At 56.1% G+C, this 14,731-nt stretch carries 14 protein-coding genes; 5 read left to right on the top strand and 9 right to left on the bottom strand.

Annotated features, from left to right (window positions below):
- Positions 1–90: 90 nt before the first annotated feature.
- Together ACEWMW_RS01395 and ACEWMW_RS01400 are read right to left on the bottom strand one after the other, a co-directional pair.
- Complete coding sequence (locus ACEWMW_RS01395) at positions 91–1,005, bottom strand: TIR domain-containing protein (protein ID WP_409412099.1); 915 nt, start codon at positions 1,003–1,005, stop codon at positions 91–93.
- A 553-nt stretch (positions 1,006–1,558) separates the two neighbouring features.
- The gene (locus ACEWMW_RS01400) at positions 1,559–2,968 is read right to left on the bottom strand and encodes a serine hydrolase domain-containing protein (protein ID WP_409412100.1); all 1,410 of its coding nucleotides are present in this window, start codon (positions 2,966–2,968) and stop codon (positions 1,559–1,561) included.
- A 65-nt stretch (positions 2,969–3,033) separates the two neighbouring features.
- Here ACEWMW_RS01400 and ACEWMW_RS01405 point away from each other — a divergent pair, with 65 nt between their 5' ends.
- On the top strand, positions 3,034–3,759 hold the full coding sequence (locus ACEWMW_RS01405; RefSeq protein ID WP_409412101.1) for a TetR/AcrR family transcriptional regulator: 726 nt from the start codon (positions 3,034–3,036) through the stop codon (positions 3,757–3,759).
- 71 nt (positions 3,760–3,830) lie between these two features.
- On the opposite strand, the gene ACEWMW_RS01410 is transcribed toward ACEWMW_RS01405, so the two are convergent.
- Positions 3,831–6,182 carry a TonB-dependent receptor gene (locus tag ACEWMW_RS01410; RefSeq protein ID WP_409412102.1) on the bottom strand — a complete coding sequence of 784 codons (2,352 nt, stop codon included), beginning with the start codon at positions 6,180–6,182 and terminating at the stop codon, positions 3,831–3,833.
- A gap of 605 nt (positions 6,183–6,787) precedes the next feature.
- On the opposite strand from ACEWMW_RS01410, the gene ACEWMW_RS01415 reads away from it, so the two are divergent.
- On the top strand, positions 6,788–7,420 hold the full coding sequence (locus tag ACEWMW_RS01415) for a tyrosine-type recombinase/integrase (protein WP_409413589.1): 633 nt from the start codon (positions 6,788–6,790) through the stop codon (positions 7,418–7,420).
- A gap of 90 nt (positions 7,421–7,510) precedes the next feature.
- Here the strand turns inward: ACEWMW_RS01415 and ACEWMW_RS01420 are convergent, their stop codons facing one another.
- Entirely contained in the window at positions 7,511–8,386 is an 876-nt protein-coding gene (locus ACEWMW_RS01420; protein ID WP_409412103.1) for a LytTR family DNA-binding domain-containing protein, read from the bottom strand.
- Between the two features lie 264 nt (positions 8,387–8,650).
- Here ACEWMW_RS01420 and ACEWMW_RS01425 point away from each other — a divergent pair, with 264 nt between their 5' ends.
- Positions 8,651–9,424, top strand: coding sequence for a MipA/OmpV family protein (locus ACEWMW_RS01425; RefSeq protein WP_409412104.1), 774 nt, complete (start codon positions 8,651–8,653; stop codon positions 9,422–9,424).
- 70 nt (positions 9,425–9,494) lie between these two features.
- A complete protein-coding gene (locus tag ACEWMW_RS01430; RefSeq protein WP_409412105.1) occupies positions 9,495–10,121 on the top strand; it encodes a DUF2306 domain-containing protein in 627 nt (208 codons plus the stop codon).
- Between the two features lie 330 nt (positions 10,122–10,451).
- On the opposite strand, the gene ACEWMW_RS01435 is transcribed toward ACEWMW_RS01430, so the two are convergent.
- The 3 genes from ACEWMW_RS01435 to ACEWMW_RS01445 are packed head-to-tail and all read right to left on the bottom strand — an operon-like array spanning position 10,452 to position 11,758.
- Positions 10,452–10,772 carry a DUF6326 family protein gene (locus ACEWMW_RS01435; protein ID WP_409412106.1) on the bottom strand — a complete coding sequence of 107 codons (321 nt, stop codon included), beginning with the start codon at positions 10,770–10,772 and terminating at the stop codon, positions 10,452–10,454.
- A 57-nt stretch (positions 10,773–10,829) separates the two neighbouring features.
- Complete coding sequence (locus tag ACEWMW_RS01440) at positions 10,830–11,051, bottom strand: hypothetical protein (protein WP_409412107.1); 222 nt, start codon at positions 11,049–11,051, stop codon at positions 10,830–10,832.
- A 59-nt stretch (positions 11,052–11,110) separates the two neighbouring features.
- Positions 11,111–11,758, bottom strand: coding sequence for a class I SAM-dependent methyltransferase (locus ACEWMW_RS01445; RefSeq protein WP_409412108.1), 648 nt, complete (start codon positions 11,756–11,758; stop codon positions 11,111–11,113).
- A gap of 127 nt (positions 11,759–11,885) precedes the next feature.
- Between ACEWMW_RS01445 and ACEWMW_RS01450 the strand changes: the two genes are divergently transcribed.
- Complete coding sequence (locus ACEWMW_RS01450; protein ID WP_409412109.1) at positions 11,886–12,782, top strand: LysR family transcriptional regulator; 897 nt, start codon at positions 11,886–11,888, stop codon at positions 12,780–12,782.
- A 258-nt stretch (positions 12,783–13,040) separates the two neighbouring features.
- Here ACEWMW_RS01450 and ACEWMW_RS01455 read toward each other — a convergent pair whose 3' ends face one another.
- Together ACEWMW_RS01455 and ACEWMW_RS01460 are read right to left on the bottom strand one after the other, a co-directional pair.
- Positions 13,041–14,099, bottom strand: a complete 1,059-nt coding sequence (locus ACEWMW_RS01455) for a hypothetical protein (RefSeq protein WP_409412110.1) — start codon at positions 14,097–14,099, stop codon at positions 13,041–13,043.
- Positions 14,096–14,689 carry a C39 family peptidase gene (locus tag ACEWMW_RS01460; RefSeq protein WP_409412111.1) on the bottom strand — a complete coding sequence of 198 codons (594 nt, stop codon included), beginning with the start codon at positions 14,687–14,689 and terminating at the stop codon, positions 14,096–14,098. Before ACEWMW_RS01460 ends, ACEWMW_RS01455 begins: the two co-directional genes overlap by 4 nt.
- Between the last annotated feature and the right edge of the window lie 42 nt (positions 14,690–14,731).

A 14,731-nucleotide genomic window follows, 5' to 3' on the forward strand; every position in this document is an offset into this window, starting at 1 on the left:
CCACCAAGCGCCTTTGCGCGATGGCCAGTTATACCAACATTCAGTGCAAGTCTGGGCCTAGGGGGGTAATTGACGTCCAAAGAACCTCAGCTAGCCGATTTCGGCGAATGAACGCACTCGGTGGGTAAGGACCACGTCGCCCAGCATCAATTCTGAACCGGGAGGTAGCGCAGTCTGGTTGTCGATGCGCTGGCCGTCAACAAAAGTCCCGTTCGTAGAGTTGAGATCGGTTACGAGCATTTCGCCATTTCGAACTTCGACTTCGCAATGGCGCCGTGAAATGCGTTTGTCCGAGAAGATTATGTCAGCCGGCGATGAGCGCCCGAGCTTTGCACCTAGCGCAGTAATGGGATGCCGAACCAATGGAGCTTCTTCCGGGCCCATTTCCAAGCAATGGACCTGGCCATCCGGATGCAAGGCATTGTCCGAAGGGGTGTAGAATGCCGTCTGTTCGTGCTCGCTTGCAGCCTGAGGTGCATCAGCGGCAGCGGTGGCAGGAGAAACCGGGGGGCGCGGCGATCGGCGCGCTGGTGACTTCTCCGCCGAAGGCTCATCCCCAAGGAGAAAGCCGCGGGACGGCTTTGCCTTGTGCGCAGCTTGATCTTCGGTGCCGCCGGTCAGCAGGCGAATATCGGATATCAATCTCTGCCACTCTTCCGACCCTGTATTTCCGTCCCAATGCGAAAGGTCAGTGTTGTGGGTCAGTTCGAAAATTATCGGGAGTTCGCACTTTTCGATAATCACTGGGACAAAAATCTGGCGCCTATCCGCAAGCGTGGCTTCTGCACGAACCCAACGCGAATTTACCGACCTGGGTGACCACAGCACGACCGCAGCCTTAGCAGAGCGGAGCTGCTCTTCGATCACCTCATCGAATGACTCACCGGAATGTATGGCTGCATCCCACCACACGGAGAACCCCTCGTTTTCGAGGAGTGCAGCGATACGCATGGCCGCACCGCGATCTTCGCGGCTGTAGGACACAAATATGTCATGGCTACGCATGGCGGCGTCTGTTGCCTCCGAATCGATGCACTTTTGTAACTGCCTCCGTCGAACGGAGGCCCTCCTCTTCCGTCTCCATCGTCAGCCGTATTGGACATTTCCGTCATCCACCCCGACGAGCCTCCTCTAGAGAATGGGAGTTGTTCTCGCAATTGCGAACAAGCGAAACTGAGAGGATGTCCGATTTTGGGATTTGCAACTCGGGCTGAGGATCTTTCAGCCTTAAGCTCACCGTTCCCCATTTGTCAGACCGATTTCTAATCATCGCACTAACAGACTGGCGATCGGGCAACCCTGTGGTGCGGAAATGGGCCATGGAGGAACCGGCCTTTCGGGGCAGAAATGTATCTTCCTCTATGCGCTCTCCGCACTACCGCTTCACACGCCAACCCAGCAGAACTGCGCGGTTCTGCGGGCAGACTTTTCGCATGTCAGGAACACCGAAAACTAGTTAGCGGTGCTGTGAGCCATCTAGCAGTTGGTCCGGCGGTCCAGCATCAGTGGAATTATTGCATAAATCGCACTATGATCCTGACTGAGCACATTGGCCGGCTCAGCCCGACTGAGATGAGTAGAGCTCACGGAGCACGGCAATCCACATGCTGGAGGTGTCACCCCCAAATACCTGAGTCATTAGAACGCCGGTAATTTCACCGGCTGGATCGATCCAGAAAAACGTGGATGCGGCTCCGCCCCAGAAATAGGCGCACTCGGGGAAGAATTCCTTTCCAGCGATAGGACGATCCTTGACGGCGAAACCGAGACCGAAGCCCAGACCTCCCAAAGTTTCAGCCGACTTGCGAACGGGATCTGCGAGGTGGTTGCTACGCATCAATTCGATCGACCTTTGAGTGACAACTCTTGTGCCATCGATCTCGCCGCCAGACCGGAGCATGCGAGTGAGACGCAGGTAGTCATTTGCCGTCCCGGCCAATCCCGCACCGCCAAAGGCAATTTCCGGTTGTGAGCTGAAGATACTGGCATCGGCAGGATCGGCCACGATCAAATTTGGTCGAACGAGCTCATCGGCATTGAGGTTATCGAGGACACCTGAGCCAGACTGTTTTGGCATCGGATTGATATAAGCGGAGGTCAGGCGGCTTCGCTGCTGTGGAGAAACCGTAAAGGAAGTATCGTTCATTCCGATGGGTTGAAGAACTTCCTCTCTCAGTACCTGCTCTAAGGTCTTTCCCGTGACGACTTCGAGCACACGGCCAAGCACATCTGTCGCGTTACCATAGCTCCATGCGTCACCAGGATGTGTCCGCAATGGCGTATCCGCGACACGTGTGCTTAGCTCGGCAAGCGATTCCACGGGCGGCGAACCGTCAGTCGGCGGATCGGCTACACCTGGCCCTGCCGGAATGCCTTTCCTGGCATATATCCGTCCAATCGTATCTTGGTCGGTGCGATAGGCAATTCCAGCTGTTTGGGTTAAGAGATCCCTGATCGAAATCGGGCGCAGAATGGGTTGGCCGGGCCTGAAGTCACCGCCATAGACCCGGGACTGGCGGAACTCCGGAAGATAATCACCCACTGGATCGTCGAGCGATATCTGACCACTTTCAACAAATCTCATCGTTGCAAGCGAGGTGATGGGTTTGGTCATCGAATAGAGCCTGAAGAGGGCATCGCTCTCCATCTGTTTCTCGGACTTCAGATCGGAAACGCCATAGGCGAATGAAACCACAGGACCGCCCTCTTGCTCAATCTGCAAGACCGCACCCGGCACGATTCCGGCATCGACATACTGCCTGACGACGGCTTCCAAGCGCTTCGCTGTTTCGGAGTCTATTGAAACGGCGTGGCGCGGTTCCTTCACTACGCAAGACTCTACTGCGATTGGCGGTGATGCTACCTCCAATCCTGAACTGCTCGAGCACGCCGAAAGCAGCACCACAGAGAAGAGGCTGAACATCTGCTTCGGGATTATGAGCAAGCACGGCCGAGAAAATGCAGTCATTTATTGATGCCCTCTGGTATCAAGATAGAAGTTTGTTCCGGCGCTGAGGTCACATCGATGGCGTCTTGATCTCGCTTCAAGGCTCTCTCTTTCTGCCGGTGACGGTTATAGGCGCGCACCGCGAACTGGCACGATTGAAGATGTCTGCTATTGATCTGCGGATGACCCAGGCGACCGGAAAACAACGGACTCGTATGGACCCGGCTTTGCGCCGGTCCCATATCCTCAACTGTGCTGCGGAGATCATCACCGAACAAGGCGTCACTGGCCTCAACATGGACGCGCTGGCAAAACGCGCAAGTATAAGTAAATCCCTGATTTATAATTATTTTTCTAACACAAATGAGCTTATGAGCGAGCTGCTCGAACGCGAATTGCGTCAACTTCGCAAACTTCAAAACGAGGCGGCTGAAAATGCTCGGACCTTTGAGGGATTGGTACGCGCAATCACTCATGTGTACCTTACTTACATCAACGAGCGCGGACTGATCATCGAGCGATTGCAGCACGAACCCAGTATCAGCGACGGACACGACCCGACCGACTATAGCCGCGATGCGGCCGTAGAATACGTTGCAAGCATAATCGAACGACATTTCGAATTGCCATCTGATCTCGCCAAGGCCGTAACCGATATCAGCTTTGGTCTGCCGGCAACCGCAGGCTCATTCCTCCTCCATAACAATATGTCATTGCAGCAGGTTGAGAACTTGGCGGTGACTATGATCCTTGGCTCAATCGATGCGGTCAAGGCCAGCTACTCCAACACGCAGAAACCCCTGCGCGACTGACAGGACATTCGGAAATGCTGTTTTGGAGGCCCGCCGGGAGAAGAGGAGCCGGCGAGCCTCCATATCGATCGTCAGAACCCGACGCGCAATGCGACGCCCCAGATACGAGGGTCGATGAGGAATGCGCTGCGGAAGCTGCCGACCAATTCGGAATTGACCTCCAGAAATGTGATGTCGTCCTGGTTAGTCACATTCTTGACGAATGCAGTCAGATCCCAATCGCGATCCTCAAGCGCGAATTTCACTGACAGGTCGAGCTGCTCCCAACCATCGACCCGGTCTGCAGGCACGTTGAATTCGCGACTGAAGAAGCCTGTCTGACTGTAGAAATCAACGCGCGGCCTGATCGTCCAGTTCGAACCTCCATTGAATGTATACTCGCCTGCGAGCTTGAGCGTCCGCGAGGGTGCGTTCGGTAGTTCATTGCCTTGGATGTCGAAGAATGTACCTCCGCGAGAGGGGTCGGAAGATTCGAATTGGCTTCTAATCTCCGCATCGAGAAGCCCCAACGAACCCTCCAAACGCAAACCCGGGACCGGCTCCGCTACGGCTTCTAGTTCAAAGCCCTGCACACGCGAGGCCGGGATGTTCACATTGGTCGCGAGCGTGCCTACGATGTTGCCGACGATCAAATCCGAATAATCATATCGGAAGATGGCGGCATTCAGTGTAAGTCGGTCATCGAGCAGTAGGTTCTTGCTACCCAGCTCATAGGAATTGATCGACTCACTATTGAATGTCGGATTGACCGCATTGCCCGGATTGAAGCCGCCGGATTTGAAGCCCTTCGAAAAAGTGAAATAGACGTTGTTCTGGGGCGTGGGCTGCCAGCTCACGCTTGCGCGGCCAGTCCAGTCATCGAACGTCGCTTCACCGAAAAATGATGGATTGAGCGCGATGAAGCCGCTGGCGGTCGTGATCGACTTCTTGTCCTTGGTGTAGCGCAGCCCGCCGAGAACGCTCAGCGTTGGGGATATGTCGTAATACAGTTCGCCAAAAGCTGCATAGCTGCGAACGTCGGCGTCGTCCGTCTTGCCGCTGGCCGTGAAGCCGAAGGTCCGGTTCACCGGTAGGTAGGTCGTCACCTCGCCCGAGAAGTCAGCCCACAGGTAGTAGACTCCGGCGATAAAGTTCAGCGGGCCATCGAAGTCCGAACCAAGGCGCAATTCTTGACTGAACTGTTCGCGTTCGCCGAACGCCTCCTGCGCCGTACGATAGTCGGTCGTGGTGACAGTCTCGCCAGCCCGAAGGAAGTAAGTCAGCACCCCGTTGCCGTTGCCGTCATCGTTGATCGTCAGCGGGCCGAAAGCGGTCGCATAGGTGCCAGGCTCGAACGCATTGGGGCGTGTTCCCTGATCGAAATCGCGATAGGATTCGCTCTCGCCTTTGCGATAGCCCGTGACCGAAGTCAGCGTCAGCGCACCAAGTTCCTGGTTGATTTCAAGCGTCGCCAGAAAGTCTTCGTTATCCTGCAAGGGATCGATATCGATCCTCACTTCGCGCAGACTTTCTGGATTATCAGAGAATGTATCGAGCCTTACGGCGGTACTCAGCAGACCAAAGTCGAGTGGCAGAAACGTCGGAAAGTCATTGTCCACGGTATCCGGTGCACACCCGAAAGTTGGATCGGGTGTGCACAGGCTCTTGACCGCGTTAGCGCGATTGGAGTTCTCGCTGAAATAGTTGAAGACTAGGTCAATCGTAGTCGAATCGGTCGGTTCGAAGCGCGTGCTAGAGCGCAGCGTGAACTGATCGCGCCCATCGATGCGGTTGCCCGTTTCGAGATTGCGCGTGTAGCCGTCGCGATTGAGGACATGCGCGGAAAAACGCTGGTAGATGCCGTCGGCGATCGGAATATTGATCGCCCCTTCGGCGCGGCGACCGTTGAAATTTTCCAGCTGAACGTTGAGATAGCCTTCAAAGCGGTCGGTAGGACGCTTGTTCACGATATTGATAAGACCGCCGGTCGTGTTCCGACCGAACAATGTGCCTTGCGGGCCGCGCAGGACTTCAATGCGCTCGAGGTCGAAGAACTCACCGAACGTGCTCCCCGCCTGCAGGAACACACCATTGATGAGCACGCCGATGTTCGTATCGGCGCTCCCACCGAAACTTTGCGAGCCAACACCGCGGATCGTCAGATTGCGGTTGGCAGAGAGAATGACATTAGGCGCGTTGAACTGCAGATCCTGCGAGTTCTCGATCCGCGCCGCTTCAAGATTTTCAGCAGTCAGCGCGGTGATGGCGATTGGCACATCCTGCACATCCTCCTCACGTAGCTGCGCGGTCACGATGATCACGTTTTGATCGTCAGACGCATCAGCACTTTCAGCTGCAACCTCCTGAGCGACAGATGGGGTCGCAGCCATGGCCGCGCTCAGCGCCAACGCCGAGCAAAAGGTCTTAAGTTTTACAGATTTCATCACGCTTCCTCCCTAGGGAAACGCGAATTGCACGAATTGGACAATTAGTCAATAAGGGCTCATGACTCCCCCATTATCCAAGCTCAAAACTGCTCTTTTCTCGATGCTATTGGCTAATAGGTCAACAGAATTATCTGACAGTGGTAGCCGAGTAATCTTGTGTCAGCACCGCTCGGCTGTGAGATCAGATACCGCATAAATGGCCTCAATCGGGCCTGTTCCCACTCCCAAAATGAGAATTCCGTTCGGAACCGAAACGGCCTCCAAGGTTAACCTAAATCGCTTTATCAACTTGGCGGCGCGCCAATCACGCATCTCCAAGAAGCCCGACAGAGAAAACCGGCCAAACGGGTGTAAATTCTCTCTACAAGACGCTCTCTGTGGTACCGGATAACAGCCGAAACCCCGCAGAACTGCGTGGTTCTGCGGGCCATCTTCTCACATGTCAGGAATAGACCAGACTAGGTGGCGGTGGAGGCAGTCGAACCGAAACTCGTCTCCGCTAATGCGTCCGCTTTGCGCCCCAATGTAAGACGTAGCGCTCCGAGATATTAGTTCCCGAAAGCGGACGTTCTCCTTGGCCATTCCGGTCAAGGAGATTGATTATGACTTACTCGCAGTTTGATCCAGCGGCCCAAGGCCGCGTGCCCTGGAACTTCGGTGCCAAAATCGGGCCCAAGCGTCCGTTCAATCAGAAACAGATTTGGGCAGTCCGTTTCTTCCTCGACCGCGAGCGACGCGTTCGAGATCGAGCGCTCTTCGATCTAGCCATTGATAGCAAGTTGCGCGGCTGTGATCTCGTCGAGCTCAAGATCGGTGACTTGGTATCAGGTCCAGATATTCGAAAGCGAGCAGCCATCACGCAGCGAAAGACTGGCAGGCCTGTTCAGTTTGAGATCGCAAAGGATGCGCGTGCAAGCCTGTTCGCTTGGCTTGAGCTTCGTGGTGGGTCGGTTGAAGATTATGTCTTTCCAAGCCGCATTGATCACGCCCGGCATCTCAGTACACGCCAATATGCTCGACTGGTAGATGAGTGGGTGGAAGGGATCGGCCTCCGCACTGAGGGATATGGGACACATTCGCTTCGGCGAACGAAGGCTTCAATCATCTACAAAGCCACCGGCAACATCCGAGCGATCCAAATCTTGCTGGGTCATTCCAAGATCGAGAACACGGTCCGCTACCTTGGCGTCGACATAGAAGATGCCCTCACCTTAGCAGAGAAGACGGAGATCTGACCGTTGTTGGTGTTGGGCGCCAGCTCGCTATGGGCTGGCGTCCACTTCTCTCGGGTCTCGGATATCGCCAATAGTGGCTTATTGCCAATGTCAGGACTCAGCCGCCCTGCGGGCATCATCCATCAGTTGTTCAACCGATTTCTTGTAGCTCTCTGAAACCGGCACTTTGCTACCGTTTGACATCGTTAGCTCCGGCTTGCGTCCCTTGCGAGAATACTTCTGGATCTCGCTTGTGACGACCCACCACGAACGATGAACCCGGAGTCCGCCGACAGTCTCCACTTCCTTCATCGCATCACGAAACCGCATGAGGATCATGGCTTCACCGAGTTTCGTAACGACGCGAAGGTAGTGATCTTCCATCTGGAGATAGATCAGTTCGGTACCGACATGGTCCGGCAGGCGTGAGAAAAATAGCGCTTCGGGCTGGATTGTCGCGTCATCCGCCGAGGTATTCGTCGAGACACGGCGGCCCTTCACGAACATGACTAGGCCGATTGCGAGCGCCACTATGACCATCACCTGGAAGTAGAGGGCTAGGATGTCAGGCCAGTCCTTGCCTTCGTAGCCGGCAATTTCGGCGCGGATTGCATCGATCCCTTCGATCGGCAGGTCGTCTACATTCAGCAGGACCCAGTCGACACCGATGTCCAGCAGGTGGATAACCAATGTCATGGGTATCGTCGCAACGAGCATCAGGATCGCGGCGGAGGCCAGCACCGGCACTTCCTGAAGCCAGTCAATCTGCCGCATTAGCTGGGCAGTGATTGGAAATATCGTCCCGCCAAATAGGCTGAGGGTGATGTACCAGTAGGTGAAGCGAAACACGAAGGGCTGATCGAACGTCCCGAATGGCCCCAACATCGTAAGAACGATCGCCGCCCCAACATAGATTGCAGCGTGGATGCGAAATTCACGCCAATCCAACTCGGCCCAATAGTCGATAAAGTCGATAGCGCGTTTCAATTGCCCCCGATCCCTCCTGCGCGTCGACTCTATCCACCCTGCGAATCGTTGGCAACGGAAGCACTCTGGCCCCTGCAGAGAGATTTCGGCCTGCCAATTCGCGTATCGTGAGTCTGCAATGGACCGCTTTCGCGAACTCGGTCCCGCGATCCACGTAGTTCCAATTGTCTCAAAATTCCGGCTCGGGGAATGGCCCTGTTGACCGCGAGGGAGAACGATCTTTCCCAGCGGCGTAAGAAACAACTCAAAGCAGGAATATCTACAATGTACTATCCCAAACGTCTCATCACTGCGACCATGTGTGCTTACTGTGCATTTGCACTCAGCGGACCGGCCAAGGCCGAAGGCAAGGCTGAGAATGACGACCACATCTCCGTCGGTGTCGGCGCTGTGATGGTCGAGGACCCTTTCATCGATTCGGACACACAAGCATATCCATTTCCTTACCTCTCTGTCCGCCAAGATGCTTTCTACATTGAGGGTGAGGAGATTGGCCTGACCTTTGACAAGAAACTCGGCGATATCAAACCGAGTATAGAATTGTTTGGTGCTGCCCGCATCCGCGACGGACGTGATCGCGAGAAGGTCACAGCCGATGCCGGGGCCAGGCTCTCACTCGAAACCGACTTCGGCACCCTGAGCGCCGAATATCGCCGCGACATCACCGACACTTTCAATGGTGGAGAAGCCATCGCCCGGTACAGCCTACCCATTTCCATGGGAAGGCTCACTGTCACTCCGGCTTTGCAGGCCACCTGGATGGATCGGAAGACGACGAATTACCTGTATGGCATAACCGCGGCTCAGCAAGAAAAGATGATCGACGAGGGACGCGACGTAATCCTGCCGCTCTCTCAGATTGATGACGATGCTCTCAATCTCGGCGGCGACCTGACGATAACGTTTGCGTTGAACGATCATCTCACCGCCTTTAGCGCGCTCAGCGGCACGTATCTCGACAAGAGTATACGTAACAGCGCTGCCATCGACCAAGACTGGGAAGCCAACGCCGCATTCGGTCTTACCTACACCTTCTGACGAGGTTCGATCGGGCCGGCGAGTTGTTCGGCCCGGTCTTACCCTGCAGCCAACCCCAGGTCTAAACGCCATGAGCCATCTCGCGAAGATGCTGCGCCAGCTGTGCATGACTATAGGCGCAATCATTCTCATCACCGGTCTTGCCATCACTTTGGCAAACTCGCTGCCCTATCTGTTCGGCGGAAGCGCTTATCGTGAGTTCTTCGGGGATCGAGACCCATCCGGTAGTCGCAGTATTGTGTTGCTCCTGCACGTCGCTCCCGGAATTGTGGCGCTGCTCGTTGGGCCGTGGCAACTAGCGAAACTTGGGGCTCGCGTGCATCGGTCGATCGGCCTGATCTATTGCTTCTGCGTATTGCTTAGCTCGGCAGGGTCGCTGGTTGTCGCCCCCTACGCAATTGGTGGTCCGGTCGCCTCCCTCGGGTTTGGCGTTCTGGGATTTGCCTGGCTTTCAGCTACACTTCTCGGATTACTTGCGATCGCGTTCTCGAGAGTTTCCGATCACAGGGAGTGGATGCTGCGTTCCTATGCGCTGACCTGCTCCGCGGTTGTGTTCCGGTTGGAGCTGGCTGCGCTGAATGGACTCCTGGGAATCGAGTTCGAGCGCGCCTACGCGTTCTCCGCATGGGCGTCATGGTTGCCGATGTTGGTTTTGGCGGAAGCGTGGATACGGTCTCATGGGACAGGTCGGAAATAGGCCATGGTATTCGATCCTGATGATGCGGTCGCGCGCCATTTTATCGCCTAAACGATGAGCGCGATCATATGTATCTCGCACGACTGCGCCTTTTGTGATTCGATCAGGCTGAAGAAACGCATCGCGTTACCACGCTAGAATCCGGTCTATTTCGGTCGAATATCCATCGGGGTGAGGGCGGTCCATCCGAACTACAAGATGGCGAGCACGGCCGCTATGCCAAGAATGGCGGACAAGTTAACTTGGCGGCCGTCATATGGAGTGGATCGAACCCGGCCGACCCAGGCAATGCCAATCAAGGTGATGAGGCCAATCACCGGAAAGAATACGTCATCGGAGTCGATTGGCGGGGTGAAGGCCACAAGCCCCGCCCGTGAAGGCCGCCGCAATCGGGTTTGCGATCCGGACTGCCGATCTCGGCAAAACGAACGGAGCGATAACCATCAGCAGCACCGCTTCGACAGCAAACCCTCCGTAAAGGAGCAACTCGTCAGTGACCTCCTGCCCGAACAACTCTCCCGCGATCACCTGATCCAAATAACCGGGTGAAAGGAACTGGTGGATTTCCCTGAAGACTATGTTCAAGAGGAATAACACCCACAACATCGGCAGCAGCGTGCGTGGACTAGGCGGTGTGCTTTCAAGCGACATGCGTGGGTCCTGTTTGGTATGAAATAATAGGGCGCGGAAACAAACTTGCTTTCCCGATCACTCGATCTGGGACGAAGGAGCGTCTGAAGGCGGCACGCTGATCTGGAAGGTGAGGAGAATAACCGCCTGAGGTTCCGGGCCGGCCGAAACGGTGGAGATTGTGGACTGGATAACACCACTCAGCTCTGCAGCCGAATGTTGCCCGAACTGCGTCAGCAATCCGAGGGCGGCCACGAACGCGGCCACTTTCAGCCTCGGCAAGAGGTAGGATGAATGCATGGGAATAGCTTTCGTAGGAAGTACCGGGTTGAACAGAGCGACGGGTTCGCAAATCTCGACTAAACGAGCGAGCGGCGTGCAATTATGAAGGGGTTGAACCGGTTCTTTCCGAAGTACTCGACCTGCTCGATCACGAACTCTGCGCGATCGAACTCTGCCTCGAGATCTGCGAGCGAAAGCTTCGTGACGCGAGGCGCAAATCCCAGCAAGGACAAGATCGTTACCATCGCCCTTATCATTGGATTCATGTGCTTCAGGCAGACCGTTTTTGTGATCAACAACCCGCCAGGTTTGAGTTGCTCGAACGCTTGCTCAAGCACGAGCGGCACATCGCTGACCAGGTGCAACAAGCTTGTCGCAAAGATCGCGTCAAAGGCTTCGGGGGCGATCATCTCGGCTGCGTCGGCCTGACGAAACTCAATATTGTCGGGCGCATTTTGGCCGAGCTTTGACCGGGCAATGCGGATCATCTCGCCGGAAACATCGGTTGCGGTGATATGTTCGACGGCTTGCGCGAGCAGCAGGGCCGTACCGCCTGTTCCGCATCCAAGTTCCAGGACCCGGTCGCTTGGGCGAAGCGACTGAAGGACGCAATCCAACATCGCCCTGTATGCAGGCACGTCCTTAATTGGCTTGCCGGCGTATTTCGGGGCGATGCGGTCCCAGAATTGCGTGTCCGCTGGCGGGGAAGATAGATTGGTCGTCACGCTTGTTTCCTTGGATGGCCCGGTCCCTCGTCTGGAATTCGGGTCGTTCGAATAATGTAACGACCAAATAACTATGCAATTTCGAATGGGAATTGCGAAAATTATCCTAGCTGCTATGCATTAATGCATGAATTGGGACGCTCTGTCTTTTGACTGGAATCAGGTTCGCGCGTTTCTCGCGACCGCTGAAGAGGGATCTTTCAGCGCGGCAGCTCGCGCGCTCAAGACCACTCAGCCGACCGTCGGGCGCCAAGTCGCTTCGCTCGAGGAGAGCCTCGGGCTCGCCCTCATCGAGCGAAGCGGCAGAGGCCTCGCTTTGACAGAGACAGGCTTGGATTTGCTCGAACACGTTCAAAGGATGGGAGATGCCGCCGCAAAGATATCGTTGGTTGCTGACGGGCAGTCCAGCGCGATCTCTGGCAAGGTCACGATCTCAGCAACCGACCTTATGTCCGCAGCTCTTCTTCCTGAGCTACTGGCCCCACTTCGAACAGAGGCGCCTGGGATCGCGCTCCACATCCTGCCGTCAAACGATCTCAGCAACCTGATGCGCCGCGAGGCCGACATCGCGATCCGACACGTGCGACCCGAACAACCCGAGCTGATTGCTCGCCATATCGGTAATTTTCGCGCCAATCTTTACGCGGCCACCAGTTTGCTCGACGAGCGTGGCAGACCAGCAGGGCTGAGTGAGATAGCCACGTTGCCAATGGTTGGAGTTGCCGATCCGGAGCGGCTCATTGATCCGCTCAATCAAATGGGAATCCCCGTTACGGCCGATCACTTTGTGGCCTCCTCACCCAACGGGGGCGTAACGTGGGAGTTGGTCAAAGCGAGCTACGGTGCTTCAATGCTTCCTGAATTTCTGTGTGATGCGGAACCGGGAGTAGAGAGAGTCTATCCCGCGCTGCCTTCGATCGAGTTTCCCGTTTGGCTCGTCACGCATCGCGAACTGAAGACGAGCGGACGTATAAGGGTGGTTTTCGATCTGCTTGCCGAAGGCCTCAGCAAAGCCGTGGGATGAAGAAACCGGACAGCTATTGCGCGGGGGACCGTAATCGGATCGAAAGCCGAACGGCAGCTTTCCGCCGCCCAATGACCGATAGCGGACAGTCCGCTTCCGGCCCAGTTCCAGACGTTGCGGCAACCAAACTAAGAATGACCGAAACTGGGCCGTGAGCGGAATGTCGGCTTTTCTCTTTCGTTGCGAAAAAGCTGACGCTGCGTTCGAGATGTTCGCGCATCAATTGAGATCACATGTTGCAATTCAACTTAGGTCTGCTCACCTCAACTTTAGGGGCGTTGCTAATGTGATCGCAAAGTCCGGTGCATTGTCTGTCAGCCCGACAGCTACTCCGACATCGATCAGCGCTTTGCGACTGGGTACGACTGAAAGGCCGAAATCGAGCGTGGCCGATGTTTGACCGCTGCCCTCGAGCGTTTCTCCCGCGAAGCGGGTGTCGCCCGAAAATTGTTGCCTGAACAATGTCCTGAACGACACCTCGGGTGCGACTGCGAGATAGGCTGCGAGCGAATAACTCCACCTGTCGCCAGGCGCGATTCCATTTTCGGCAAAGACCTGATCGTATGAAAGGCTACCGGCAAAGACGACCGGATCCAGACGCTGAGACACGCTCATGCCGACGCCAAGGCTGGCGAATCCCCCGCCAAGTATGCCTTCGCCCTCTGTCCGGCTGGCATTTCCGAGATTGCCGCGCAACGAACCGACAACCTTGGGTATCGAGGAATCGCCGCCGGCGAGGACATGGCTGAGCGAAAGCGAGACGTCACCTAAAGCCGATGCGCTTCTGTCACGAGCATCGACCGGGGTTCCAGCCAGAGTTGCGACCTCCTCTACGGATCCGAACCGATAGGGGACCGACACGCCCAGCTGCGAGTTCCCCGGCAAGCCAATCCGTGCGCCAAGACGCGCCTCGATTGTCGATCGGCGTTGTTCGTTGTCGATCAAAACGTCGGTGCCGTCAGCATCGACAAGGAACGGGTCACGGTTGGTTGAATAGGCATATGAGAGCGATGGGACGAGTTCGATCGCCCCCGGGGCGACCAAGCGTGTGCCATCCTGCACCAATGCACGCTCCAAAGCGCGCTCGATATCTACCGTCGCGTCTGCCGCACGGCTGGTCAAGGATGAAGCTGGCGTGACAGGGGGCCGATCCTCGCGTGCATCCAACAGCCTCTCGAGACGTTCGATCCGAGCGGTCAGTTCTGCAATCTTGAGGTCGCGCTCGTCCGCGGCCTCGACCGGTGCCTGGTCAGTTTGTGCCAAGGCAGGGGCTGATATGATTGCTGCCAACAAGAGAGCCGGAATTGCGATTTTCATGGTTGAGCCACCAGGAACTGGTCATTGGTCAGTTGCGCTGCCGCGCGTCCTTGCTGCGTCTGGTGCGAGAGTACGGTGAAGCCGAGATGGCCCAATTCGGGGTCTATCATCAATGCCTGTTCGAACCGCTTAAGGGGCATGGTGCGCATCCCGTAGGCCGGATCAGCGAGTACGACCTCATCGCCCGAGCGCCCGCGATAGATCACGAAATGGGGATAGCCTGACAGATCGACCGGAACGATGATCGGCGCTCTTTGGTCGAGGTCCTCAATCGAAAGACCGCCCAAGCCTATGCCGCGATAGCCCAGTCTCTCGGAAACGCGTTTCAAGTCGAGCAATGAGAAGCCGTGCCTCGCCCGGATGATCCAGGGATGCGCCAGATACTCAGGCCGGTCGATCAGCATCGCAGCGATCTCGCGCTCGCTGAAGCTTTCGCCATGCTGGAAATTGAGGATTGTGGCCAAGGCGGCCGCACCGCAGCTCAAATCCCACTTCTGGATGACAACACCGGATTGGCGTTGCTCGAGCAATGATGCGAACGGCGTCTCTTGCGCGGACGTCGTGGCAGAGCAAAGCACCGCGAGTATCAAGAGCGCTGCGCGAGCCAATTTCGTACAGACCTGCATCATATT

It is taken from the genome of Litorerythrobacter xanthomarinus (genome assembly GCF_046254955.1).
GTDB lineage: Bacteria > Pseudomonadota > Alphaproteobacteria > Sphingomonadales > Sphingomonadaceae > Qipengyuania_C.